We start from the raw sequence: 22,938 nt of genomic DNA on the forward strand, positions 1-22,938 counted from the left end.
CAAATATTTTGCATAAACAGTCATATTGAGAAAGTTGGGGAGATAGAGTGCACATTTGGGCGGTCGCGAATCAAAAAGGTGGTGTTGGCAAAACAACAACTGTTGTGACCTTGGCAGGACTCTTGGCAGATGCTGGTCACCGAGTGTTAATGATTGATCTGGATCCACATGGATCTCTTACGAGTTATTTTAGATTTGACCCTGACTCAATTGAACACAGCGGCTATGATTTATTTCAGGTAAATGGGAAAATCCCCGAGAGCCTTCCGCCTTCTTTAATTTTAGAAACTGGTCATCCTAGCCTGTCTCTTTTGCCGGCTTCTACGGCGTTGGCAACACTCGAAAGACATGCTCAGTCTCAAGGAGGAATGGGGCTTGTTATATCAAAGACATTGGCTATTCTCTGGGATGACTTTGATTACGTTTTAATCGATAGTCCACCAGTGCTGGGGGTGTTGATGATCAATGCATTGGCAGCATGTCAGCAATTGGTGATTCCAGTACAAACAGAGTTTCTTGCTATTAAGGGTTTAGAAAGAATGGTTAGGACGCTTAGTATGATTAACCGTGCTAGAAAGCGTCCTGTTCCGTATACCATCGTTCCTACGTTATTTGATAGGCGTACACAGGCGTCTAATAAAAGCTTAAGAAGTATCAAAGAAATATACGATGAAACGGTGTGGCATTCAGTGATTCCCGTAGATACGAAATTAAGAGATGCCAGTACCGCAGGTATTGCTCCCTCTGCACTCGATGCAAGTGCTAGAGGCGTAAAAGCTTATGCTAGTTTAATGGACTCCTTACTTAACCCAGCTGGGTAAGATGGTAATGAAAGATATAAAAAATCAAGAGCAGGAGTTGGTTGGCCCTCAAAAGGCTCTGCAAAAGTATTTAGACGATTTGTTACAGGATGCGACGGAGCCAACAACGTCATCCGAAGTGTTGGTCGAAGAATCAACCGTTGAAGTTGAAGAGGCTATGCCTTCACTGAGTGCAGAGGCTTCCAAAGATGAAGAGTTTCAAGAGGATGTTCTTGAGGAAGGCTCGCATGATAAAGAAAGTGAAATTACTGAAGAAAGTCAGCGGATCGATCAACAAGATGAGTTTGACAGGTTAGATTTGTCTTTTGCTGACTTTGAGGCTGCTATACAGCCGTTACAGCAAGAATATGAATCGGTTGCTCAACAGGGGGCATCGACAGCGACAGTTGAAGAGAATGAATTAAGTCTTGGATTGACGATTGGTACATCTGAGTTGTTGTCAGCAGATCATTTAGTTGATGAAGACGAGCTGTCTAAAAAAGTGCTCGAGGAAGAGCCCCCTGAGGAAGTTGAAGAGCAACTTCAAGAATCAGAGCTACAAGAGGATGTATCGTCTGTTTCTTATGATTCAGATATAGCAGATGAAGAAAGTGACAATACTGAACTTTCGACTGATGTTACGGTGGCAGATATTGAAACGGAAGTAGTGTTGGATAATGAACTTTCTGTTGCTTCAACTCCTATTTTAGAAGGAAATGTTGCAACAGAAAGTGCAATGTTTGATGAGTCGCATACTGCTGACATAGCGGATACGGACGAAGAAATACATCTAGAGCCTAAAAAACAAATTGCTCCGACAGATCCTCTGCCTTGGGCTCAGAGTCGCTTTGAATGTTTACTTTTCCATGTAGGTAAGCTGAAACTCGCAGTGCCATTGGTTGAGTTAGGTGGTATACACCAAGGGGATGATGAAAAACTGACAGCTATTTTTGGTCAACCTAGCTGGTTTTTAGGGATGTCTAATGTTGGTGAGTTTAACCTTCGGACAGTGGACACTGCGAAGTGGGTTATGCCTGATCACTATGAAGGCGAATTAAAGGAAAGCTTTAAATTCGTTATTCAGCTTGATCGTTCAGATTGGGGATTAGCGTGCGAATTGGTGGCAGAAGCGATTTCTCTGGAGCCGTCAGAAGTTAAATGGCGTTCAGATCGCAGCCGAAGACCCTGGTTGGCAGGGACGGTAATAGATCATATGTGTGCAATTTTAGATGTACAAGGTTTCATAACATTGCTGGAAGACCCGGAAAATGGTTTTCGCAAACACTTAAAACATGTTGACTGAGGAGGTAGCTGATGACTACTGGTCGCGGGTTGCAAGAAGTAAAAGAACAAGATGATCCAATGTTGCAATGGGTGACATTTCGATTAGACAGTGAAATATATGGCGTAAACGTCATGCAGGTTAAAGAAGTTCTACGCCATACAGAAATCGCGCCTATACCCGGAGCGCCTTCGTTTGTGCTGGGTATTATTCATTTACGTGGTACTGTAGTTACCGTAATCGATACGTGTCAAAAGTTTGCTCTGTCATCCGGGGAAATTACGGATTCAACTCGTATCATGATTATGGAAGTAGAAAAACAAATTATTGGGATTTTGGTGGATGCAGTGTCAGAGGTTGTGTATCTGCGTCAATCTGAAATTGAAGTATCTCCAGCTGTTGGAAATGATGAATCCTCTAAATTTATTCAGGGTGTTTGTCATAAGAATGATACGCTGCTTATTCTAGTCGATTTGGATAAACTATTGTCCGAAGATGAGTTGGTCGAAATTGGATCACTCTAAGTTTTTGTGTGGGCTATAAATGGAATCGCAGTGGATATTTAACCTGCTACTTGTATTGCAGTTTGTATTTATTATCATTTTGGCGGTGTGGAGTTTTAGGCTGTCCTCTAGGCTTAAACGTTCTATTCGCGCGCAAGAAAAAGCAGATATAAACCAGAAAAAGCAAGTGCAGGTTTTAGCTTCGGGGTCCATTGGTATGGGGCGTCGTTTGGTTGCTATTGAGAAAAAACTCAATATTGCAGTAGAGCGACAATCAGAGATTATCACCAAAGAGAGTGCGGGTGGTGTTTCGTATAACCGAGCAATGGAATTGCTGGAAATGGGCGCTACTGTTGATGACCTTGTCTCAAAGTGTGGACTAATCCGAGCAGAAGCAGAGCTAATTAGTCTTTTAAAGAATGAATCTCGTAGAAACTCCGACCACCCTTATTCGTAAGCTTTTTTGATATTGTGCGCAAACGCGATTATCTCGGCAACTGCCAAATACAGCGACTCTGGAATTTCATCTCCAATTTCCAGTGTTGCTAGCACTTCAACAAGCTCAGGGCTTTCATGCAGTAATACATCATTTTCCTGGGCGATTTCCATAATACGTTCTGCCATGAGGCCGGAGCCTTTTGCAGTGACTTTCGGTGCGCTTTGATAATCATATTGTAATGCGACAGCTTTTTTCATTACGTTCTCACATCAATCAATCTTTTGGTGGTCGATAAAGGTTGTTCTTTTTCCTCTTTGAATTTTGTAATGAACGCATCTAGTCTGTCTAACACAATGTCTTTCTCTTGAAGTGATTTCTTTAAAGACGGAAAATGCGTTTTAATTAACTTTTCCGTTATCTGATTTTCTACAGCAAAGAGTGCGCTGACGTTACGCTCTTGAACGCTCACTCTTGCTTCAAACTTACCTGTTTCTTCAAAGTCGAATTTTAGCTGAATAAGCCACCGGCGCTTATGTGGATCCACTTCTTCTTTTGTGTCTCTGTCCTGATCAATTGTCAATTTTACCATTGACTGATCAGAGCCGTTTTTAATGGGGAGCTCAATATGTAAAGGGTAGACCGTGTTGTCACTCTGAGACTGTTCTACAAAGTGCCTAAGTTGATTTGTGGAAATTCGGTCAATTGCGCCAGCAATAGAATTCATAGAATTCGAAATTTGTTGGTTAGGTGATTTTGTGGTAGCAGTATCACTGTCTTGTTGCGCATTTTGTAAGCGAATTAGGTTTAACTTTAAATCCTGAGGAAGTGATTCTGTATTTTTCGCCAGATTTGATTCCGCAAAAAGCCCGCTGCTTAATATGGCGCTTTTGAGTGCATTGGGGGAGCTAATCAGGCTGCTTAGATTTGGAAACTCTTTAACCAGTTGGTTTAATGCACTTTGAACTTTTGGGGTCAGAGTGTCGCTCTCAGACGAGATATTCTGTAATGACTTTAGCGTATTTGTAAATTCTTGAAATGTAGCCTGATTTGGGAGCGATTGCTTTAACGCTTCTGTCGTTGGTGTGTTGGCATTCGCTCTAGGTTGAGTCGGAGCAAGTTGAATGTTTCCTTGTTTATCAACAAAAACAGAGAGAGAGTCACCTGCTTTGAGTGGTGCTTTTGTTGTTAAGGTGAGCTCTTGGCTACCGTCCGTTACGGTAGTTTGAAAGGTCGCTGTGTTTTGTACTTTTTGTGGCGATGTATTTAGCGGTGATGTCGAGTTCGTATTAGTTGTTGTATTCGCGTTTGGAGTTGTATTGGTGGAATTTGAAAGTGCTTTAAGAGTAAATACTTCAGAGACAATTTTGATGCTTGTTAAAACTTCTTTAGAATTCGCAGTTGGATTGGCGTTACTTGTTGCAGAAGCGGAAGGTGACGCCGAATACGTCAGTTTTGGTGAGCCTGTATCCGCTTGACGGGCCGTGTTCGTTGTTGATGTATTCTGTGGCACTTGCGTTGCGTTTTGAGTGCTGTTGTTTTGGGGATTGTTTTGAATTCTACTCGTTTGCGCTGAATCGGCATTCGATTGGGAGATTTTTACATTGAGCGTTAAACTGGATTTACTGTTAGACGCATCAAGGTTTCCAGTATCGCCTACTTTTATGTTGTTGTTTGGTTGATCATTAATGACAGTGAATGGCTTAGACTGATTGTTTGTTACCCGAATAAACTGGGTTGGGCCTTGTTGGGTTTGCGCTGTCTGAACTGACGTTACTCTAATTGGTTGCAGGCTGTTTATTAACTTCAATTCACTTGTTAAAGTGGCTATTTTTCCTGTTAATGCTCCGGTGCTGCTATTTCCCGAGGTTTTGTTATCAGAGACTTTGTTATCAGCTGTTTTAGTTGTGCTGTTGTTTAACAAGGAATTGATGTTAGAAAGCATTCTTTTTTGTCCTTCGAGAGAAAATTGCACCGTGTTTCTTTTATAATCGGACGGCGTTTCTTTTATAATAGCCTAGAGAGTTATATAACGGCTTTGTCATTTTACAGGCGGTAAAGATTGTTTCCAATGCTCTTATTCGAACATAACTTCCCTACATAACGGCAGGTTGAGACAAAACTTTTGGGAATGATGATGTTGCTGAGCATAAAAGATCTAGAAATTGAGAGAGACGATAAGGTGTTGTTTTCCCCTGTTTCGTTTGACCTTAATAGTGGCGATATTATTAAAATCGCTGGGGAAAATGGATCAGGGAAAAGTTCGTTGCTAAGAGCGATTCTCGGTTTTTTAACAATCAGTGATGGCACGATTCTTTATCGCGGCGGCAGTACAAATAGAGCCTACAACCAGTTTTTGAAAGAAACATTATATATCGGTCACAACACGGGGGTAAAAGACAACCTCTCTGTGAGTGAAAATCTGTATTTGCTAAATGGAAGTGTACCCAAAAAGGAATTTAGTACCGTGGTAGATATGCTTCAATTACAGGAACACATGGATGTTCTGTGTCGTTTTTTGTCTGAAGGACAAAAAAAACGCGTTGCGTTAGCGAGCTTATGGCTGCGTGAATGTACTCTTTGGATATTAGATGAACCTTTTGTGTCTCTCGATAATGTTGCTCAAGCACTGATTCAAAATGCGATATTGAAGCAAGTTGCGAAAGGTGGGGCAGTCGTGTTGACGACTCATCAACCTCTAGCTATACCTAATTACAAAGAGGTTTTTCTTAGTTAGCAATGACTTACTCTAGTATTTTCCTATCTGAGTGGTATTTGACATTTCGTCGAAAGCAGGACATTGCGAACTCTATCTTGTTTTTTCTCGTCGTGATTGTTTTATTCCCGATAGGCGTCTCTGCATCACCTTCATTTTTAGCATCTGCTTCGGTGGGGATTATTTGGTGTGCGGCAAGCCTTGCTTCAATGCTGGCACTCGACGGCATTTTTAAAGAAGATCTCCGTGATGGTTCGATTGATCAGTGGCGAATGAACGGGTTGATGGTGTCTATTATTGTATTAGGTAAAGTGTTAATTCGTTGGGGCGCCTTTATCCTTCCGTTACTTGTGTTAATTCCGTTTTGTGGGGTTGCATTGTCGTTGCCTGAAGATCTTATGTTTGAAACAATAGTAAGCCTTCTTGTGGGAACCCCCACACTTTTTTTATTAGCGGCAATTGGTGCTTCCATTACCGCTTCGTTGAGAAACAGCGCGGTTTTAATGACCTTGATTGTGATGCCTCTTTATCTCCCCGTCTTAATTTTTTCAACTGGATATGTAAAAGCTTCTGAGTTAGGCGTGTCTGGAATCGGTCAGCTGGCGATATTAGCGGCGATTTTTTTGATCGTATTGCTTATCTCTCCGTTTTTTTGTGCAATTTCTTTAAAAGCGAGTGCTGAATAATGAATTGGTCATGGTTCCATACTCTGGGCTCACCGAAGAAGTTTTATTATCTCTCTCTAAAATGGGAGCGATTTTTGCTGAGTTTCGGGGCTCTATTTTTAGGAAGCGGCCTTGTCTGGGGGCTTGGGTTTGCCCCAGAAGATTATCTACAGGGAAACAGTTTTCGTATAATTTATATTCATGTTCCAGCAGCGGTTATTGCTCAAAGTTTTTATGTCGCAATGGGAGTGGCAGCATTTGTGCAAATTGTATGGCGAATGAAGTTAGCTCCGATTGCTCTTCGTGGTTTTGCAACTGTCGGGGCTTTAATGGCTGCGTTAGCCCTTATAACAGGCGCAATTTGGGGAAAGCCAACATGGGGAACTTGGTGGCAATGGGATGCCCGCATTACCTCTGTATTAATTTTGCTTATAATGTATTTAGGGATCATTGCAATACATAATACATATTTGGAGCGACAGCTGTCCGATAGGTTGAGCGCAGTGATTGCATTGGTTGGGTTAATCAATTTACCCATCATTAAATATTCCGTTGATTGGTGGAATACTCTGCATCAACCTGCGACGTTCACGTTAACTGAACAGCCGAAAATGCCGTCCGAAATGTGGCTTCCCTTGTTGTTGAGTTTTATCGGTCTGTACATTGTTGCCTTGGCTATTGTGTTTATTCGGATGCAAACACATATATTGGAGCGCGAAAAGAAAACTCGGTGGGTTAGAGATGAGGTTAACGATGGCGTTTGAGTCGATTGAAAATTTTCTCTTGATGGGAACTCACGGTGTTTATGTATGGTCTAGTTATGGCATCTTTGTTATCTCAATGCTGATTTTGTTTATTCAGTCAGTACGAAGTCGAACTAAACAAAAAATGCGCATTCTTAGACGCATGCGCTCGTTAGACAAAACTCAACTTTCATCTGCTTTAAGTGATCAAAACCATGCACCCTGAGCGAAGAAAAAGAGCATTACTGCTTATCGTAATTTTGATCATTGTTGGTGCTGCCGCAGGCCTCGTTATGTATGCACTTAGACAGAATATCAACTTATTTTATTCTCCGACTCAAATTCAGTCAGGTGAAGCGCCAATTAACGTTACTATTCGCGCGGGTGGAATGGTTGAAAAAAATTCAGTTGTGAGAGAGTCGGAAGGGCTAAAAATCAGGTTTTCTATTACGGATTACGCTAGCAGGGTCACGGTTATATACAACGGAATATTACCCGATTTATTTCGAGAGGAGCAAGGTATTGTCGCACGAGGAAAACTGACTGAAAGCGGTGAGTTTTTAGCGGAAGAGGTCTTGGCAAAGCATGACGAAAATTATATGCCTCCCGAGGTTTCAGACGCTTTGAAGTCTGCGAAATCAAACGACCAGCGAAATAAATTAGAAGGAAAATAGAATAGTGAGACGGGAAACTAACGTGCTTCTGGATGCCAATAATGATTCCTGAGTTGGCTCACTTCAGTTTGATCTTGGCAATGTGCTTTGCAGTACTGGGTTTTCTTGTTCCTGTTATTGGCGTTTACCAACGAGATAGGGTGCTTGCGAGGCTGTCATTACCATTAACGTATCTTACTGGTGTTTTCACTTTTCTGGCATTTTTAGGGCTGTGTTACTCGTTTTCGGTCGATGACTTCAGTGTTTTATATATCGCAGAAAATTCCAGTCAATTATTGCCTCTTTGGTTTAAAATAAGCGCTGTTTGGGGAGGACACGAAGGCTCCTTGCTACTGTGGGTGCTAATTTTATCTGGCTGGAATTGCTATGTAGCGTTTCGAAGCCATGCGTTATATGAAGATTTTCGTGGCATTCTTTTATCTGTTCTGAGTTTGATTTCATCTGGTTTTTTGTCGTTTCTTCTTTTTACATCTTCGCCCTTTGTACGCTTACTGCCTAACTCACCTCAGATCGGTGGGGATTTGAATCCGTTGCTGCAAGATTTCGGTTTGATCATACATCCGCCAATGTTGTATATGGGCTATGTGGGTTTTTCTGTGCCATTTGCCTTTGCAATAGCAGCATTAATTACAGGAAAAATGGACGCTCAATGGGCTCGCTGGGTAAGACCTTGGGTAAACTTCGCATGGGCATTTCTTACACTCGGTATTGCACTTGGAAGCTGGTGGGCATACTACGAACTTGGTTGGGGTGGTTGGTGGTTTTGGGATCCAGTTGAAAATGCTTCTTTTATGCCATGGCTGGCAGGTACAGCACTTTTGCACAGTCTAGCTGTGTCAGAAAAAAGAGGCTTATTTAAAAGCTGGACGCTTTTGTTAGCAATCTTTACTTTTGCTCTTTCTTTCTTAGGAACATTTTTAGTTCGTTCAGGAGTACTAACCTCAGTACATTCTTTTGCCTCTGATCCTACACGAGGAACGTATGTATTGACGATGCTGTTGATCATCGTGGGGGGAGGCTTGCTCCTGTTTGCCATGAGAGCGTCATCTATTCGCAATACTTCCTATTTTGATATCTTCGGAAAAGAAAGTTGGTTACTTCTGAATAATATTTTATTGATCACACTAACTTTGATTGTATTTGTTGGAACGCTTTCTCCATTAGTACTGGAAGCTATGGGATCAGGTAGGGTGTCCGTTGGACCGCCTTATTTTAATTTAGTGTTCAATCCTGTTGCGTGTTTGCTGATTTTCTTTATGGGGATTGGCCCGATATCTCGTTGGCAGTCGACGAAACCAAAGTACTTACTTAGAGTGACTTGGTTTCCCTTTATACTCGCGTTATTTATTGCGACTGCGTGTTTTCAATTTCTCTTGTTTGAATGGCTCGCGTTCTTTGCTTTTACGATTGCTTTATGGGTTCTCATCATGGCGATTAGAGACTTACTAGGCAAGGCAGTAACCAAAGATACGACTGTGTTTACGCGAATGCGAAAGCTTCCTAAAAGTCGATATGGTATGCACATTGCCCACATAGGCGTCGTGATTAGCTTAATAGGGGTAGTACTCGTCAGCATCAACTCTGAAGAACGTTTTGTGCGTTTGCATGTAGGGGAATCGGCAAGTGTAAAGAACTATCAGTTTACCTTAAGCGATATGGCTGTTTCGCGTGAAGCAAACTTCGTATCCCAAAAAGCAGAGTTTAACGTAACTAACAATGACGTTGCGTTAGGAGTAATGTATCCAGAAAAACGCTACTATCAAACGCGGGGTCAGGTTATGACTGAAGCGGCTCTGTCTACAGGGTTTACAAGAGACCTTTATATTGCGTTAGGAGAGCGATATGACGACGATTCTTGGAGCGTAAAAATTTATGTTAAATCCTTCGTGCGCTGGATCTGGCTGGGTGCATTGGTAATGATGTTTGGCGGTATACTGGCAGCGTTGGATAAGCGATATAAACCCCGTGGAGAAATTGAGTGAAAAAAGTCCTATTTTTTATCCCATTTATTGCGTTAGTGATCTTGGGAAGTTTTTTTTATTTTAACTTAGATCGTCATGATGATCAGATGCCTTCTGCATTGCTCGGAAAGTCTGTTCCCAGCTTTACATTGGTTAATTTAAAAACGAACGACATCATTACGCAAAAAGATCTACCCCAAGGCCCTTATTTAATCAATGTTTGGGGAACTTGGTGTCCAGCTTGCGCACAAGAGCATGAATATCTAATGGAATTGTCCGCTAAGGGGATTAATATTATTGGAATTGACTACAAAGATGAGATGAAGCCTGCACTGGATTGGTTGGCTGAGCGCGGTAACCCGTACAGTAAAGTGATCTTTGATGAAATGGGGCGTTTGGGAGTGGATTTAGGTGTAACCGGTGCGCCTGAAACATTCGTAGTGAACAGCAAAGGGGTGATTGTTCAACGTCATCAAGGGGTTGTAAACGAGGCAGTTTGGCAATCCCTCAAAAGCTATATGAATGAGTAAAGATAAGCTTGCGAAGAGAGTTGAATATGGCGTTATGGTTGAGGGCGGTGTTTGTTTGGTTTGCTTTCTTGAGCGGAATTAATTCTGGAATGGCCTTGGCAGATTCTATTCGGGAATTCGAGACGCCTTCGCAGAAAGTACGTTACGAGCAACTGATACAATCGCTAAGATGCCCGAAATGTCAAAATCAAAGCCTTGCAGACTCGGACTCTGCAATTGCCACTGATTTAAGAGATCAAGTGTACCGAATGATAACGTCTAACAAGTCAAATACGGATATTGAAGATTATATGGTTGCACGATACGGCGAATTTGTTTTGTATAAACCGGTTTTTGAGTCGCATACTTTCTTTTTATGGGCCGCGCCTTTGTTATTTCTTTCTGTGGGAGCAATAGTATTTATTTTGGTCCTCAGAGCTCAGAGAAAAATAACGGAGACTGAGTTTTGATACTAACTGGCTCCATTATTGTCTTGTTACTTGTCTCCGTATTTACTTTGATAGAATTCAGCAAGCGGAGTGTTGTAAGAGCGAATTTTTTAGATAATTTCGATCAGGTCGAAAATAATGCAACTCAGCATGTAGCTACTCTGCGTGTAGGTACTTTGCGTATTGGTAGAACAACCGTCGTCGCATTTAGTATCATGTTTACGATTCTTGCGAGCACTGTACTGTATAAGAAGCTTGGGTATCAGGCTGATGTTTCGTTTGTTGAGGCACTTCAAACTGGAGAGTTGGATACAAACCAGAGTACAGAGTACTTAATTTACCGAACGAAAAGATATAACCACTACAGTGATTGGTTCTACCTCGCTGAACATTACTTCGCCACTGCTCAGTATGGTTTAGCGATTTCAACCTATCGAACGGCTCTCGAACGTTCACCTACAGATGGCGATGTTAAGGATAGGGTTCAAATATTAAATGGGTATGCACAAGCCGCCTATATGTTCTCCGAAAGGCAAATCACAAATGACCTTGTGGACATCGTTGAGCAAATTCTGATACTCGATCCTAAAAATTCTTCAGCGCTCGGCTTTACGGGTATTATCGCATATGAAGCGGGAGAAATATTTACGGCTTTTTCTAAGTGGGCCTATGCGCTTCGTTTTAGTTCATTGGGTCAAGAACGGCTAACATTGTTAAAAACGATCAATCAGGCACAAAAGGTAACGCAAGCGAATAAAATGCCACACGACGATTCTAGCGTTCAAATGCTGGACACGACTCACATCGTTTATTTGAATCTCGCAATTCCTGAAGACGTTGCTCTTACACAAGATACGGTATTTTTAGTCTATGCAAAAGTAGATGAATTACCCTATCCGATCAGTATTCAAAAAGTGCCATTACATGATGCACAAGGGACGATTATTTTGACGAACATGGATTACATGATAGAGGGGAAAACATTGGCGGATTTCAGTAACGTTGATATATTTGTTCGTATGTCGACAAAACATGACCAAAAGGCCTCAAGTGGACGTATTGTTGGTGAATTGCTAAACATATCTACACAGGCCCAAAAAAAATTTAGGGTGAATGTTGTCTTATAATTGAAACAGGGCGGCGTTCATCTGATAATAGCCGCAATTTTATTGATTTAATTCGGAATTTGTAATGGATTTTAGCTTGCGTGAGTGGCTAATTTTAGTGGGAGTCGTGATTATTATCGCGATACTCGTTGACGGATACCGTCGGTACCGTAAAAACCAACAGGCTTTAAACAGTAGCGACGATGATAATAACGATTTTATCGACCCTGAACAGTCACTAAAAGAAGCCGTAATGAGAAGAGAGTTGCCTAATGGCGGCGCTCGTCCGGTATCGTCGTCTATGGAGGCGTCAGATCCGATTGCTAATGCGTTTGAAAATGCGCGAAAGACAAGCGGCAGCCCTTTAACGGAAATGCCACACAAGGTTGATGCTGGACCCCAGATCAAGCGTGATGACGATATTCGTTTAGATGAGTTAGAGTCGTTGGTGCCAGAGCGCTTCGATGCGCCAGAAACCATGTCGGTTGATCAGGATTATTCTGAACCAGTAAATCAATCCATTGATGAAGACTATGATGATGTTTTGTTAGATCCAACATCAGATCTACAAGAAGCCTATCATGATAAGAACAATGAAACTGAAGATTTTGAGCCTGAAGATTATGAGCGAAGCTACTCTTCGATTGATGTTGATCAGGTAACGCCATTGGGCGAGCTTGAGGAATCAGACGACGAACAAATGGATGATGAAGCCGAGGTAGAAGACGTTATTGTTCTTAACGTGTTTGCTCCAGAAGACAGCCCATTTGCTGGTATGGAATTACTTCAGCTCGTAATAAATTGCGGGATGAGATATGGCGAAATGGATATTTTCCATCGTCATGAAGAAGGTTTTGATCGCGGACGGGTGCAATTTAGCATGGCTAATGCTATAGAGCCTGGGACGTTTGATCTCGATTCAATGGGGGAAACTGACTCTCCTGGCGTAAGCTTCTTTATGGGATTACCTGGGCCAAAGAACAGCATGAAAGCCTTCGACTTTATGCTTGAAACGTCGCAGACGCTTGTTCGAAACCTAGGCGGTGAATTACGAGATGAGCGTCGCAGTCCAATGAGTGAGCAAACTATTGCACATTGTCGTCAACGGATTCGCGATTTCGAGCGACGAAAGTTAACCAGACAAAAGAAACAACCGTAATCACATTTGTAGCAAGTACAATTGTAGTAAACAGAATGAGATAAAGGCCCTTAGGGGCCTTCTCTATTTATATCGATATAAAAGAAAGTACATTATGACTGATGCCAAAGCCCCGACTTTAGAGCGAGTTAAATCGCTGGTTTCTCAACTGAATGATTACAGCTATGCATACCATGTAAAAGACGAGCCTAAAGTGCCGGACGCCGAATACGATCGTCTATACAAAGAGCTTCAATCTATTGAGCTTAAATATTCGCAATGGATTCAAGCTGATTCGCCCACTCAGCGCGTCGGCGAGAAACCTGATTCGGGTTTTTCCAACGTTGAGCATACTGTCGCGATGCTTTCTCTGGATAACGCTTTCGATAATGACTCTATGATGGATTTTAATGATCGCGTCAAAAAGCTGTTAAACGAATCTTCCGACATTGAGTTTTGCTGTGAGCCTAAACTCGACGGTTTGGCAATCAGTCTCCGGTATGAAAATGGTCTGCTTGTAAGAGGTGTCACTCGGGGTGATGGCCTCTCGGGTGAGGATATAACCTCGAACATTCGAACGATTCATACGGTTCCGTTAAAACTACGCACGACGACCCCACCTCCTGTCGTAGAAGTGCGTGGTGAAATTTACATGCCGAAAGAGGGTTTTGAAAGGCTGAATGAACAAGCCAAAGAAAAGGGCGAGAAGCTGTTTGTAAATCCCAGAAATGCAGCAGCGGGTAGCCTTCGACAGCTTGACCCTAAGATTACTGCGTCGAGACCGCTCGTACTTTGTGCTTATTCTATAGGGTTTAGTGAAGGCTGGACGCAACCAGAGAGTCATTATGATGGACTCATTCAGTTGGGAGAATGGGGTTTTAAGATAAATGAAAACATGGAAAAGGTGACTGGAATCCAAGGTTGTTTGTCTTACTATGAAACGTTAAGTCAGGCACGCCCTGAATTAACGTACGATATAGATGGTATCGTATACAAAGTGGACAGCATTGCGAAGCAAGAGCAGCTCGGTTTCATTGCTCGCGCGCCTCGATGGGCGATCGCCCGTAAATTTCCTGCACAGGAAGAAATGACTCAAATAAAAGGAATTGACTTTCAGGTAGGAAGAACAGGAGCCATCACTCCTGTAGCGAGGCTTGAGCCAGTTTTTGTGGGAGGCGTAACTGTTTCAAACGCAACGTTGCATAACAAGGATGAAATAGCGCGCCTTGGCGTGCGAGTTCATGATTGGGTGGTCATTCGCAGAGCGGGTGATGTCATTCCGCAGATTGTTCAAGTTGTTTTGGAAAAACGTCCAGACGGAGCTGCCGCTGTCGAATACCCTGATTCGTGTCCAGTTTGCGGCTCTCATACAGAACAAGTTGAAGGCGAAGCGGTAATACGTTGTGCGGGTGGGCTTGTTTGCAACGCTCAACTTAAAGAAAGTCTAAAGCACTTTGTTTCCCGTAAAGCGATGGACATTGATGGTTTGGGTGACAAGCTGATAGAGCAGTTGGTCGATAATAAATTGGTTAAAACCCCTGCGGATATTTATCGGCTTCATGAAAAGGAAGCTCGTCTTCTTGATCTTGAGCGAATGGGGGATAAATCGGTAGACAAGCTTTTAACATCGATTGAGACATCAAAGAACACTTTGTTTAACCGGTTTATATATGCTCTTGGTATCCGTGAAGTCGGAGAGGCAACTGCCAAAGCACTGACTCAGCATTACAAAACATTAGAAGCGTTGACGCATGCAGACGCCGAGTCTCTGGTTCAAGTCCCTGATGTTGGTCCTATTGTCGCGAAGCATGTTAGGTGTTTTTTTGAGAATGAGCAGAATATAACGGTTGTTAATGAATTGGTTGAACAGGGTATAAGCTGGGAAACACTAAAGGAAGCAGTAGATGAAAGTGAGCAGCCTCTTCTCGGAAAAACCTACGTTGTAACGGGAACATTGAGTGAGTTTACGCGTGATGAAATAAAAGACAAACTTCAGCAACTGGGGGCGAAGGTAAGTGGGTCCGTATCAAGTAAAACAGATTGTCTTGTTGCGGGTGAGAAGGCTGGCTCGAAGCTGGCCAAAGCGCTGTCTTTGCAAGTTCCTGTTCTGAATGAGCAAGAAGTGATCGCTTTCTTAAAAGAACTGGGAGCAATCTCATAGTGGATACGTTAATTCCGTGGGAGTCACTTGAACCACAAACATTAAATAATGTGCTTAAAGAAATTGTAACGCGAGATGGTACAGATTATGGTGATTATGAGCTTACAGCAGAGCAGAAAATTGCCCAAGCTATTCAGGCTTTAAAGCACGGAACAGCAGTTTTATTGTTTGATACGGAAAGTGAAACGATCAAAATGATGTTGAAAGATCAGCTGCAACACTATGATCACTAATATTGCAGAAGTTGTGATTATGAAAAAGTAGCCATAAAAAAATCTCTATGCATAAGCATAGAGATTTTTTTATTTCCGAGCTCTTTATCTTTTTGAGATAAGTGTTTATTTAGCTATTCTGTTCTAAAAATTCTTCGCTTAGATACAGTTCTTGATTACTGTTTACTTGAACGTCACGCTCTAAAATGTTCTTAGCGATTTCTTTCGCTTCATCCAAAGAGTGCATTTGGTAAGTGCCACACTGATATTCATTTAGTTCAGGAATATCGCCCTTTTCTTTAACCTCAAGTACGTCTTCCATTGCTGCTTTCCACGATGCTGCAACAGTTGCTTCGATTGGCGTGCCCACTAAGCTCATGTAAAAACCTGTACGGCAGCCCATTGGAGAAATATCGATGATTTCAACAGAGTCGCTGTTAAGGTGATCACGCATAAAACCAGCAAACAAATGTTCTAGAGTATGGATGCCTTTTTCAGACAAAATTTCTTCGTTTGGGATGCAAAAACGAAGATCAAATACGGTAATCGTGTCGCCTTTTGGTGTAGCCATAGATTTTGCGACGCGAACGGCAGGAGCATGCATGCGAGTGTGGTCAACTCGGAAGCTATCTAAAAGAGGCATAATTCATTTCCTATCATTCTTTATATATTGTGGCGCTAAGCTTAAAAGCGTAATACCTTACCTTATTAAGCGTCGAGCCGATGAGGATTATTGTACATGAATTTTAGCATTACGGCGGATCCGATAAGTAGAATACGCAAAAAAACTAACGGCTCAGTACACTAAATCGAAGCTAAATTACTTACTAATATAATGAGAAGTGCCTCCGGCAGAGGGGAGGGCTTACAGAGTGAAGCTGAGGTAATAGGTAGGCAACATTATGGTTTTGAACCAAGCATATATTGCTAAGTTCTCTCGTCTTAGCGTCAGATACAGGTAGTGACATCAGACCGGCACCGACAAATGTTGTGATTGTTATCACTATGCCTTGTATTGACTCCAAAGATCTCTGGTATTCCATCGCATTAATCCTGATAATTGTTGTTAGAAGATCGAATAGTAATCAAATTTTTATCATTCTCTTTGGAGGGGGCGTGCTTGAATAAGGTGCGTGATGGCTTAAATCTTTTCGACACAGGGAAGTTGGCTGCTAAAGAGAGTCTATGAAAACAAGAATGAGTAAAGGAAAAAAGCCTGAGAAACTTTAACTTCACCTTTAAGTGGCGCATTCAGCAGAATAAGAACCAAAACCAAGGGCTGCTCTTGTTATCCTTCTTGGCGATCGTATCGGGCCTAGTGAGTGGGTTAGTAATGATTAGCCTTGTTTCACTAGTCCACTTTGTATCTAGCTTTATTATCCCTCAGCACCCAGAAAACTACGAAGCGCTTTCAGTATTGGAACGGATTATTATCCCTAGTACTGGGTGTTTGGTTCTTGCTGTATTTTGGGTTTTGCTTCGGCCGAAAACACAAAAGGTTGGGATTCCCTATGTCGTTGAACGGCTTAATTACTATCAGGGGAATCTACCTTTCTCAAATGCCCTTGCCCAATTTATTGGTGCATTTATTGGCTTAGCTGCTGGTTTGTCGATAGGAAAGGAAGGCCCAGCAGCCCACATAGGAGCGACGTTTGGAAGTCAACTCGGTCAGCGATTTAGACTTTCTTTTGAAAATATTGAGGTGCTGGTGGCGTGTGGTGTGACAGGAGCGATTGCCGCCGCTTTTCAAACTCCTCTTGCCGCAATGCTGTTCACATTCGAAGTGATTTTTATCCGTTACAGTATGTCTCAGGTGCTTCCTGTTCTATTGTCTGCCGTTTCGGCAACGGTTTTAAGCCAATCTATACTGGGGCATTTAGAGTGGTTTGAAGTTGTGAGTATGGATGTTCCGAACTTTGATCTGTCTCTGGCTATGGTATGTTTGGTGTTGGTTGGTTTGACTGTTGTTTTTGCAAGTTTGTTTTTTCAAGTACAAAAATGGCTGTGGCGTTTTTCTCATTGGTCAATTTGGTATCGCTTCTCAATAGTTGCCCTTTTAACATCATTAGTTGGAGGGTTGTTTCCTCAAGTCTTAGGTGGGGGATACGACACCATTAATATGGTTTTTTCGGGGGGCGTTTTAGCGACTTCATTATTCTTCATTGCTTTTCTTAAAATGTTGCTTACTGCCAGCTCAATTGGGTTAGGCATTCCCGGCGGCATGATTGGTCCAACGTTTTCAATCGGTGGGCTGTTAGGGCTTCAAGTAGCGGTTTGGTTTGATACGGGTTTACCTGTACCTATTGAGACAGCGTTATTTGTTCTATTAGGTATGGCTTCGATGATGGCTGCGTGTTTTCAGGCACCGTTGGCAGCCCTATTAGCAATGCTGGAAATGACGCATACATCTGAAGTGATTTTTCCCGCGATGTTTGTCATTGTGCTTTCATGTTTGCTCACTAAGCTTTTATTTAAGCAAGACTCCGTGTTTATTGAGCGGTTAAATTATCTTGGTTTGTCGTCGGTTTCGTCTCCGATGGAGAAGCAACTTCGATCTCATATTGTCGAACCAGTAGCGCATTCAGCGATCGTAATCTCAAATGTTGTAAAATTTGAGCAAATAAAAGATTTTGCTTCAAATATGATAGACTACGTCTATGTGAGTAGAAGCGGGCAATGGTATGAAATTCCTGTTTCTGAATTGCTCAGTAAAATGTCAGCGCTTGATTTCGGCCCTCACCCTTGGTTAAAACCTTGTGACGAGGTTTTAGGGTTAAGTACAGATGAAATGTCAGCCGTTTTGATAGTTGAGATAGAAGAGCCTGATTCACTAATGAAACTGCGTTCGATTTTCAAAGAGACATCGGCAGATAAGTTATTAATAGATCTAAAACAGTCTAATCAGCTTTGTGTCGTAACTCGAAAAAGGTTAGATGAGTTTTTCCTAAAGGAACCGTCACCAAATGTTGTGGATTAAAGCTTTTCATATTGTTGCGATTGTATGTTGGTTTGCAGCTCTTTTCTATTTGCCTCGTTTATTTGTTTATCATGCGAGTGCAACAGATCAAGAAAGTATTGAACGTTTCAAAGTGATGGAAAGAAAACTATATCGCGGCATTATGACGCCATCTGCTATAGCAAGCGTTTTGTTAGGACTATGGCTAATGAGCTATGCGACGGATTACTACCTTTCATCTGCCTGGTTTCATGCCAAATTGACATTGGTTGTTTTATTGATTGGTTACCATCACGCATGTGGCCGATTGCTTAAGAAATTTGCACAAGATAAGAATACGCGAAGTCATGTCTTCTTCCGATGGTTTAATGAATTTCCCGTATTGGTATTAGTTGGAATTTGTATTCTTGTTGTCGTTAAACCTTTTTAATTTTTTGATGGATTTGAAATAAATGAGTCGTTCTGAAACCTTATATGCACGCGCACAAAAACACATTCCTGGTGGCGTTAATTCTCCGGTAAGAGCGTTTAATGGTGTAGGTGGCACCCCAGTGTTTTTCCAAAAAGGCGAAGGGGCATATATTTTCGATGAGGATAAGAAGCGTTATATAGACTATGTTGGTTCATGGGGGCCTATGATTCTAGGTCATTCTCATCCAAGTGTTATTAATGCTGTTCGTGAGCAGTTGGACTCAGGTCTAAGTTTTGGTGCGCCTACTGAAGTTGAAATCGCCATGGCGGAGAAGGTATGTGAAATTGTACCGTCAATGGAAATGGTGCGTATGGTTAACTCTGGAACAGAAGCAACCATGAGCGCGATTCGTCTGGCTCGTGGTTATACTGGCCGAGACACGATTATCAAGTTTGAAGGCTGTTACCATGGTCATTCGGATTCGCTGCTGGTAAAAGCAGGTTCTGGTGCCTTGACTCTGGGGGTTCCTAATTCACCGGGGGTTCCAGCAAGTGTTGCACAACACACAGTGACGTTGCAATTTAACGATATTGAAGGTGTAAAACGTTGCTTTAATGAAATAGGAGATAAAGTAGCGTGTGTGATTGTTGAACCCGTTGCTGGGAATATGAACTGCATTCCACCTATAGAAGGGTTCCTTGAAACGCTGAGAGAGGAGTGTACTTCATCTGGCGCAGTTCTGATCTTTGATGAAGTCATGACGGGATTCCGTGTTGCTTTAGGTGGTGCTCAGGAGCGATTTGGCATTACACCAGACCTTACTACAATGGGGAAAGTCATTGGAGCAGGTATGCCAGTTGGAGCTTTTGGTGGTAAACGTGAGATTATGGAACACATTTCTCCGTTGGGACCTGTGTATCAAGCTGGCACGTTGTCTGGTAACCCTGTTGCCATGGTTGCAGGTCTCACAGTATTGAATCAGATTACCCAACCTGGTTTTTATGATTCCCTTGAAAAGAAAGCACACATGCTGATGGACGGAATGAAGCTTGCTGCTGACCAAGCAGGTGTATCGATTTCTACCGTCGTTGTTGGCAGTATGTTCGGTCTGTTTTTTACGGACGCAGAGAAAGTAACGTCGTTTGCACAAGTGCAACAGTGTGATGTAGAGAGATTCAAAAAGTTCTTCCATTACATGCTCGAGGAAGGCGTTTATCTAGCACCTTCTGCGTACGAAGCAGGATTTATGTCTGCATCTCATACGGAAGAAGATATTCAACACTCAATTGAAGCCGCGAAAACAGCGTTCGCGAAATTGGTTTAAGTTAGTGTACTAGAACATTGTGACTGACATATCTAGGGGATAACCCTTTTACAATAAATGATCAGTGTTGTTGCAAGCTTAATTGAGTTTGACTGAAATAGGATTAAATAATCAATATGTCGATTGATGACACGCAAATGAAAAATACAGATATTGAAAACTCTGGGGTTAACGAAACGAACGCCGGTTTAAATACAGAAAGTGCAGAAAAAGCAACTGTTGAGCAATCAACAGAGTCAGAAGAAAAGGTACAGAAACAGCCGCATAAAGGCGTCTATCTTTTACCTAACCTGTTTACAACGGGAGCGTTGTTTTCGGGTTTTTATTCGATAATTGCAGCTATGAATGGCGAATTTGGCAATGCAGCAATCGCAATTTTTATCTCTATGGTTCTGGATGGATTAGATGGGCGTGTAGCTCGATTTACGCGAACGCAAAGTGCATTTGGCGCTGAGTATGATTCGTTGGCCGATATGGTGTCATTTGGTATTGCTCCAGCATTAGTCGCGTTCACTTGGGCGTTGGCACCATTAGGAAAGGTTGGTTGGATTGCTGCATTTATTTATGCAGTAGGTGCCGCTCTTCGTCTTGCTCGTTTTAATACGATGCTTGGTGTTGAAGAAAAACGCTATTTTACAGGGTTACCAAGTCCGTCCGCAGCGGCAATTGTTGCTGGCGTAATATGGGCAGCGACTGAAAAAGGAGTGTCGGGTTCCGATATTGCAAGTTGGATGGCGTTATTGGTGCCGATTACAGGTTTGCTGATGGTCAGCAATGTTAAGTATCGAAGCTTTAAAGATTTAAACCTCAAAGGCCGAGTGCCTTTTGTTGTTCTCTTGATCTCTGTTCTCGTGTTGATCTTGGTTGCGCTAGAACCTGCGATCGTATTGATGGGTGTATTCTGTCTCTATGGCCTTTGGGGTATTGGTGGAATCTTTTTTAAAGCACTTCGGTAATATTTTTTGATTTGATCCGACTAAACTAACTAAGAGAGTGTAGTCGGATTAAATTTTTTAGTCATGATGCGCTCTATATGTTTATTACTATTAGGGGCGCGTTATGCAAATAAAGATTGCTAAAACTTCTGAATGTCACGAAAGTACAGTAACTCCTAAATCTATTTATCTTAATAGGCGCCAGTTTATGCAAGCTGGAATAGTAGGTAGTGCTGCACTTTCTCTGCCTGTAAATTCCATTGCTGCAACAGGTGAAAATACCAACCCTCTTTCGCCTCCAGCTTCATTAAAGCCATCATTCGGTTCAATTTCTAAAACGGCCTTTGGTAGCACAGAAACTCCAGCCCCTTTTGATACTGCAACGACGTATAACAACTTCTATGAGTTTGGCTACGGTAAAGGCGATCCAGAAAAAAAGGCAGCTTCATTAAAGCCTTACCCTTGGAAAATTAATATTGAAGGGGAGGCGGATATCACGGGGGCCTTTGATTTAGAAGATCTAATTAAAGAGAGCCAACTAGAGGAAAGGATTTATCGGCTAAGGTGTGTCGAAGCTTGGTCAATGGTTGTGCCTTGGATTGGTATCCCGTTAGGGAGCTTTCTAAAGAAATTTCGACCTAACTCAAAAGCGAAGTATGTTTACTTCGAAACGCTATACGACCCCACACAAATGCCTGCTCAAAATGGTAATGCACTAGATTGGCCTTATCGCGAAGGCCTTCGAATAGATGAGGCGATGAATTCACTTACATTATTATCCGTGGGTATGTATGGAAGTATTTTGCCTAATCAAAACGGAGCGCCGGTTAGGTTGGTTGTTCCGTGGAAATATGGCTTTAAGAGCATAAAGTCAATCGTTACCATCCGTTTTGTAGAGCAAATGCCGCAAACCACATGGAATATGATCGCGCCGAATGAATACGGTTTTTACGCAAATGTTAATCCAGGAGTGGATCACCCTCGTTGGTCTCAAAAGAAAGAGCGACGTTTACCGGGTGGTTTGTTGTTCCCTAACGTTATTGATACCCAAATGTTTAACGGGTATCAAGAAGAGGTCGCGTCGCTGTATGCCGACATGGACATTACTAGGTTTTACTAATGACGTTTTATGATCATCCATATAAAAAGTATGCATTCGTACTTTTTAGTTTACCTATGATCTGGATAGTGTCTTCTCTGTTAAGTGGGCGCTATTTTCCAGATCCTGCTGAGCCTGTGATGACATTGACCGGAATATGGGCCGTAGTGTTCTTGGTGTTTACGTTGCTTATGACACCTTTGGTAAAGGTATCAAGGTTTAAATGGATTAGTCGTTTTAGGCGCTTTATCGGTCTTACGGTGTTTTGGTACAGCAGTGCACATGTTTGTGGTTACCTTGTTCTTCATGCTGGTTTCAGCTGGGTATGGATAAAAGAAGACTTACTGAAGCGTCCATATATGTATGTTGGATTTATTGCAGTTGTTATCTTGAGTGTTCTTGCGTTAACAAGCTTTAAGTTTGCTATAAAGAAATTGCGAAAAAACTGGAAACCATTGCATCGAACTGTGTATATAGCGGTACTACTGGTGATTTTGCATTTGTGGTGGCAAGTTAAGAGCGATATCAGTGTTGCTTTGTACAGTTCTTTGGCGCTTGTTCCATTTTTAATGTATCGGCTTAACGCGTCATATTTTCCGACCCTCCATACTAGAATTAAAGAAACTATCACTAAAATCAAAAAAACTGAAAAAAGTGCTTGCGTAAAAAAATCTGGAAGGTAATATACGCACCCACTGACACGGACAACCACTCAGAACAACGAGTGAGATACTAAGAAGAATACTTCTAAGTAACCGAGTCGGTACGCTCTTTAAAATAGATAATCAGATAATTTGTGTGGGCGCTCGCTGGAGACTTCTAAAAAATTAAAGTCTTTGATGAGTGAACACGTCAAT

Annotated in this window: 25 protein-coding genes; 22 read left to right on the top strand and 3 right to left on the bottom strand. The window is 42.1% G+C overall.

The genetic code is table 11. The annotated features are described in order from the left end of the window. Positions 1–47 precede the first annotated feature (47 nt). Genes DFP79_RS09605 through DFP79_RS09620 form a run of 4 tightly spaced genes read left to right on the top strand, consistent with a single transcriptional unit; the run spans position 48 to position 3,042 of the window. The gene (locus DFP79_RS09605; protein ID WP_133503736.1) at positions 48–821 is read left to right on the top strand and encodes a ParA family protein; all 774 of its coding nucleotides are present in this window, start codon (positions 48–50) and stop codon (positions 819–821) included. 7 nt (positions 822–828) lie between these two features. Further along, positions 829–2,103, top strand: a complete 1,275-nt coding sequence (locus DFP79_RS18060) for a chemotaxis protein CheW (RefSeq protein ID WP_243730243.1) — start codon at positions 829–831, stop codon at positions 2,101–2,103. Positions 2,104–2,114: 11 nt separating this feature from the next. Beyond that, positions 2,115–2,606: a chemotaxis protein CheW gene (locus DFP79_RS09615; protein WP_133503737.1), complete on the top strand. Its 492-nt coding sequence runs from the start codon at positions 2,115–2,117 to the stop codon at positions 2,604–2,606. A gap of 19 nt (positions 2,607–2,625) precedes the next feature. Further along, on the top strand, positions 2,626–3,042 hold the full coding sequence (locus DFP79_RS09620; protein ID WP_133503738.1) for a DUF2802 domain-containing protein: 417 nt from the start codon (positions 2,626–2,628) through the stop codon (positions 3,040–3,042). Here the strand turns inward: DFP79_RS09620 and DFP79_RS09625 are convergent. After that, a complete protein-coding gene (locus DFP79_RS09625; protein ID WP_133503739.1) occupies positions 3,033–3,281 on the bottom strand; it encodes an EscU/YscU/HrcU family type III secretion system export apparatus switch protein in 249 nt (82 codons plus the stop codon). The genes DFP79_RS09620 and DFP79_RS09625 overlap by 10 nt on opposite strands. Beyond that, positions 3,281–4,966 carry a flagellar hook-length control protein FliK gene (gene fliK, locus DFP79_RS09630; RefSeq protein ID WP_133503740.1) on the bottom strand — a complete coding sequence of 562 codons (1,686 nt, stop codon included), beginning with the start codon at positions 4,964–4,966 and terminating at the stop codon, positions 3,281–3,283. Before fliK ends, DFP79_RS09625 begins: the two co-directional genes overlap by 1 nt. A 192-nt stretch (positions 4,967–5,158) precedes the next feature. Here fliK and ccmA point away from each other — a divergent pair, with 192 nt between their 5' ends. The 12 genes from ccmA (at position 5,159) to DFP79_RS09690 (ending at position 15,376) form a co-directional block, all read left to right on the top strand. Continuing rightward, positions 5,159–5,758, top strand: a complete 600-nt coding sequence (ccmA, locus tag DFP79_RS09635) for a cytochrome c biogenesis heme-transporting ATPase CcmA (protein ID WP_166637674.1) — start codon at positions 5,159–5,161, stop codon at positions 5,756–5,758. A 2-nt stretch (positions 5,759–5,760) separates the two neighbouring features. Next, positions 5,761–6,423, top strand: a complete 663-nt coding sequence (ccmB, locus tag DFP79_RS09640; protein ID WP_133503742.1) for a heme exporter protein CcmB — start codon at positions 5,761–5,763, stop codon at positions 6,421–6,423. Between the two features lie 74 nt (positions 6,424–6,497). After that, positions 6,498–7,166 carry a heme ABC transporter permease gene (locus tag DFP79_RS09645; RefSeq protein WP_341777644.1) on the top strand — a complete coding sequence of 223 codons (669 nt, stop codon included), beginning with the start codon at positions 6,498–6,500 and terminating at the stop codon, positions 7,164–7,166. Between the two features lie 22 nt (positions 7,167–7,188). Beyond that, complete coding sequence (gene ccmD, locus DFP79_RS18245; protein ID WP_424960644.1) at positions 7,189–7,371, top strand: heme exporter protein CcmD; 183 nt, start codon at positions 7,189–7,191, stop codon at positions 7,369–7,371. After that, positions 7,361–7,819 carry a cytochrome c maturation protein CcmE gene (gene ccmE, locus DFP79_RS09655; RefSeq protein WP_133503745.1) on the top strand — a complete coding sequence of 153 codons (459 nt, stop codon included), beginning with the start codon at positions 7,361–7,363 and terminating at the stop codon, positions 7,817–7,819. The genes ccmD and ccmE overlap by 11 nt, the downstream gene beginning before the upstream one ends. 41 nt (positions 7,820–7,860) lie before the next feature. After that, positions 7,861–9,801 (top strand): heme lyase CcmF/NrfE family subunit, encoded by a 1,941-nt coding sequence (locus tag DFP79_RS09660; RefSeq protein ID WP_133503775.1) that lies wholly within the window; start codon positions 7,861–7,863, stop codon positions 9,799–9,801. Further along, positions 9,798–10,310 (top strand): DsbE family thiol:disulfide interchange protein, encoded by a 513-nt coding sequence (locus DFP79_RS09665; RefSeq protein ID WP_133503746.1) that lies wholly within the window; start codon positions 9,798–9,800, stop codon positions 10,308–10,310. The genes DFP79_RS09660 and DFP79_RS09665 overlap by 4 nt, the downstream gene beginning before the upstream one ends. Before the next feature lie 26 nt (positions 10,311–10,336). Continuing rightward, positions 10,337–10,759 carry a cytochrome c-type biogenesis protein gene (locus DFP79_RS09670; RefSeq protein WP_133503747.1) on the top strand — a complete coding sequence of 141 codons (423 nt, stop codon included), beginning with the start codon at positions 10,337–10,339 and terminating at the stop codon, positions 10,757–10,759. After that, the gene (locus DFP79_RS09675) at positions 10,756–11,865 is read left to right on the top strand and encodes a tetratricopeptide repeat protein (RefSeq protein ID WP_133503748.1); all 1,110 of its coding nucleotides are present in this window, start codon (positions 10,756–10,758) and stop codon (positions 11,863–11,865) included. Before DFP79_RS09670 ends, DFP79_RS09675 begins: the two co-directional genes overlap by 4 nt. Before the next feature lie 64 nt (positions 11,866–11,929). After that, positions 11,930–13,003, top strand: a complete 1,074-nt coding sequence (gene zipA, locus DFP79_RS09680) for a cell division protein ZipA (protein ID WP_133503749.1) — start codon at positions 11,930–11,932, stop codon at positions 13,001–13,003. A gap of 94 nt (positions 13,004–13,097) precedes the next feature. After that, positions 13,098–15,143, top strand: a complete 2,046-nt coding sequence (gene ligA / locus DFP79_RS09685) for an NAD-dependent DNA ligase LigA (protein WP_133503750.1) — start codon at positions 13,098–13,100, stop codon at positions 15,141–15,143. After that, positions 15,143–15,376: a YheU family protein gene (locus DFP79_RS09690; protein ID WP_133503751.1), complete on the top strand. Its 234-nt coding sequence runs from the start codon at positions 15,143–15,145 to the stop codon at positions 15,374–15,376. The genes ligA and DFP79_RS09690 overlap by 1 nt, the downstream gene beginning before the upstream one ends. 109 nt (positions 15,377–15,485) lie before the next feature. Here DFP79_RS09690 and luxS read toward each other — a convergent pair whose 3' ends face one another. Beyond that, complete coding sequence (gene luxS / locus DFP79_RS09695) at positions 15,486–15,998, bottom strand: S-ribosylhomocysteine lyase (protein ID WP_133503752.1); 513 nt, start codon at positions 15,996–15,998, stop codon at positions 15,486–15,488. A 690-nt stretch (positions 15,999–16,688) separates the two neighbouring features. Here luxS and DFP79_RS09700 point away from each other — a divergent pair. From DFP79_RS09700 to DFP79_RS09725, 6 genes are all read left to right on the top strand, one after another. After that, positions 16,689–18,332 (top strand): chloride channel protein, encoded by a 1,644-nt coding sequence (locus DFP79_RS09700; protein WP_133503753.1) that lies wholly within the window; start codon positions 16,689–16,691, stop codon positions 18,330–18,332. Continuing rightward, a complete protein-coding gene (gene hemJ, locus DFP79_RS09705; protein WP_133503754.1) occupies positions 18,319–18,741 on the top strand; it encodes a protoporphyrinogen oxidase HemJ in 423 nt (140 codons plus the stop codon). The genes DFP79_RS09700 and hemJ overlap by 14 nt, the downstream gene beginning before the upstream one ends. Before the next feature lie 22 nt (positions 18,742–18,763). Continuing rightward, positions 18,764–20,047, top strand: coding sequence for a glutamate-1-semialdehyde 2,1-aminomutase (gene hemL, locus DFP79_RS09710; protein ID WP_133503755.1), 1,284 nt, complete (start codon positions 18,764–18,766; stop codon positions 20,045–20,047). Positions 20,048–20,163: 116 nt separating this feature from the next. Next, on the top strand, positions 20,164–21,003 hold the full coding sequence (gene pssA / locus DFP79_RS09715) for a CDP-diacylglycerol--serine O-phosphatidyltransferase (RefSeq protein WP_133503756.1): 840 nt from the start codon (positions 20,164–20,166) through the stop codon (positions 21,001–21,003). 103 nt (positions 21,004–21,106) lie between these two features. Next, positions 21,107–22,102 (top strand): protein-methionine-sulfoxide reductase catalytic subunit MsrP, encoded by a 996-nt coding sequence (msrP, locus tag DFP79_RS09720; protein ID WP_133503757.1) that lies wholly within the window; start codon positions 21,107–21,109, stop codon positions 22,100–22,102. Then, positions 22,102–22,764 (top strand): protein-methionine-sulfoxide reductase heme-binding subunit MsrQ, encoded by a 663-nt coding sequence (locus DFP79_RS09725; protein WP_133503758.1) that lies wholly within the window; start codon positions 22,102–22,104, stop codon positions 22,762–22,764. The genes msrP and DFP79_RS09725 overlap by 1 nt, the downstream gene beginning before the upstream one ends. Positions 22,765–22,938: the final 174 nt, after the last annotated feature.

It is taken from the genome of Marinomonas balearica, assembly GCF_004362145.1.
Taxonomy (GTDB): Bacteria; Pseudomonadota; Gammaproteobacteria; order Pseudomonadales; family Marinomonadaceae; genus Marinomonas; species Marinomonas balearica.

Bases quoted from the DNA above. Each gene is read 5' to 3' on its own strand.
- DFP79_RS09620 (WP_133503738.1), top strand. From the start codon at position 2,626: ATGGAATCGCAGTGGATATTTAACCTGCTACTTGTATTGCAGTTTGTA.
- luxS (WP_133503752.1), bottom strand. From the start codon at position 15,998: ATGCCTCTTTTAGATAGCTTCCGAGTTGACCACACTCGCATGCATGCT.
- DFP79_RS09670 (WP_133503747.1), top strand. From the start codon at position 10,337: ATGGCGTTATGGTTGAGGGCGGTGTTTGTTTGGTTTGCTTTCTTGAGC.
- DFP79_RS18060 (WP_243730243.1), top strand. From the start codon at position 829: ATGAAAGATATAAAAAATCAAGAGCAGGAGTTGGTTGGCCCTCAAAAG.
- DFP79_RS09625 (WP_133503739.1), bottom strand. From the start codon at position 3,281: ATGAAAAAAGCTGTCGCATTACAATATGATTATCAAAGCGCACCGAAA.
- ccmE (WP_133503745.1), top strand. From the start codon at position 7,361: ATGCACCCTGAGCGAAGAAAAAGAGCATTACTGCTTATCGTAATTTTG.
- DFP79_RS09725 (WP_133503758.1), top strand. From the start codon at position 22,102: ATGACGTTTTATGATCATCCATATAAAAAGTATGCATTCGTACTTTTT.
- ligA (WP_133503750.1), top strand. From the start codon at position 13,098: ATGACTGATGCCAAAGCCCCGACTTTAGAGCGAGTTAAATCGCTGGTT.
- zipA (WP_133503749.1), top strand. From the start codon at position 11,930: ATGGATTTTAGCTTGCGTGAGTGGCTAATTTTAGTGGGAGTCGTGATT.
- hemL (WP_133503755.1), top strand. From the start codon at position 18,764: ATGAGTCGTTCTGAAACCTTATATGCACGCGCACAAAAACACATTCCT.
- fliK (WP_133503740.1), bottom strand. From the start codon at position 4,966: ATGCTTTCTAACATCAATTCCTTGTTAAACAACAGCACAACTAAAACA.
- DFP79_RS09660 (WP_133503775.1), top strand. From the start codon at position 7,861: ATGATTCCTGAGTTGGCTCACTTCAGTTTGATCTTGGCAATGTGCTTT.
- ccmD (WP_424960644.1), top strand. From the start codon at position 7,189: ATGGGAACTCACGGTGTTTATGTATGGTCTAGTTATGGCATCTTTGTT.
- ccmA (WP_166637674.1), top strand. From the start codon at position 5,159: ATGTTGCTGAGCATAAAAGATCTAGAAATTGAGAGAGACGATAAGGTG.
- DFP79_RS09615 (WP_133503737.1), top strand. From the start codon at position 2,115: ATGACTACTGGTCGCGGGTTGCAAGAAGTAAAAGAACAAGATGATCCA.
- DFP79_RS09700 (WP_133503753.1), top strand. From the start codon at position 16,689: ATGATTAGCCTTGTTTCACTAGTCCACTTTGTATCTAGCTTTATTATC.
- ccmB (WP_133503742.1), top strand. From the start codon at position 5,761: ATGACTTACTCTAGTATTTTCCTATCTGAGTGGTATTTGACATTTCGT.
- msrP (WP_133503757.1), top strand. From the start codon at position 21,107: ATGCAAATAAAGATTGCTAAAACTTCTGAATGTCACGAAAGTACAGTA.
- hemJ (WP_133503754.1), top strand. From the start codon at position 18,319: ATGTTGTGGATTAAAGCTTTTCATATTGTTGCGATTGTATGTTGGTTT.
- pssA (WP_133503756.1), top strand. From the start codon at position 20,164: ATGTCGATTGATGACACGCAAATGAAAAATACAGATATTGAAAACTCT.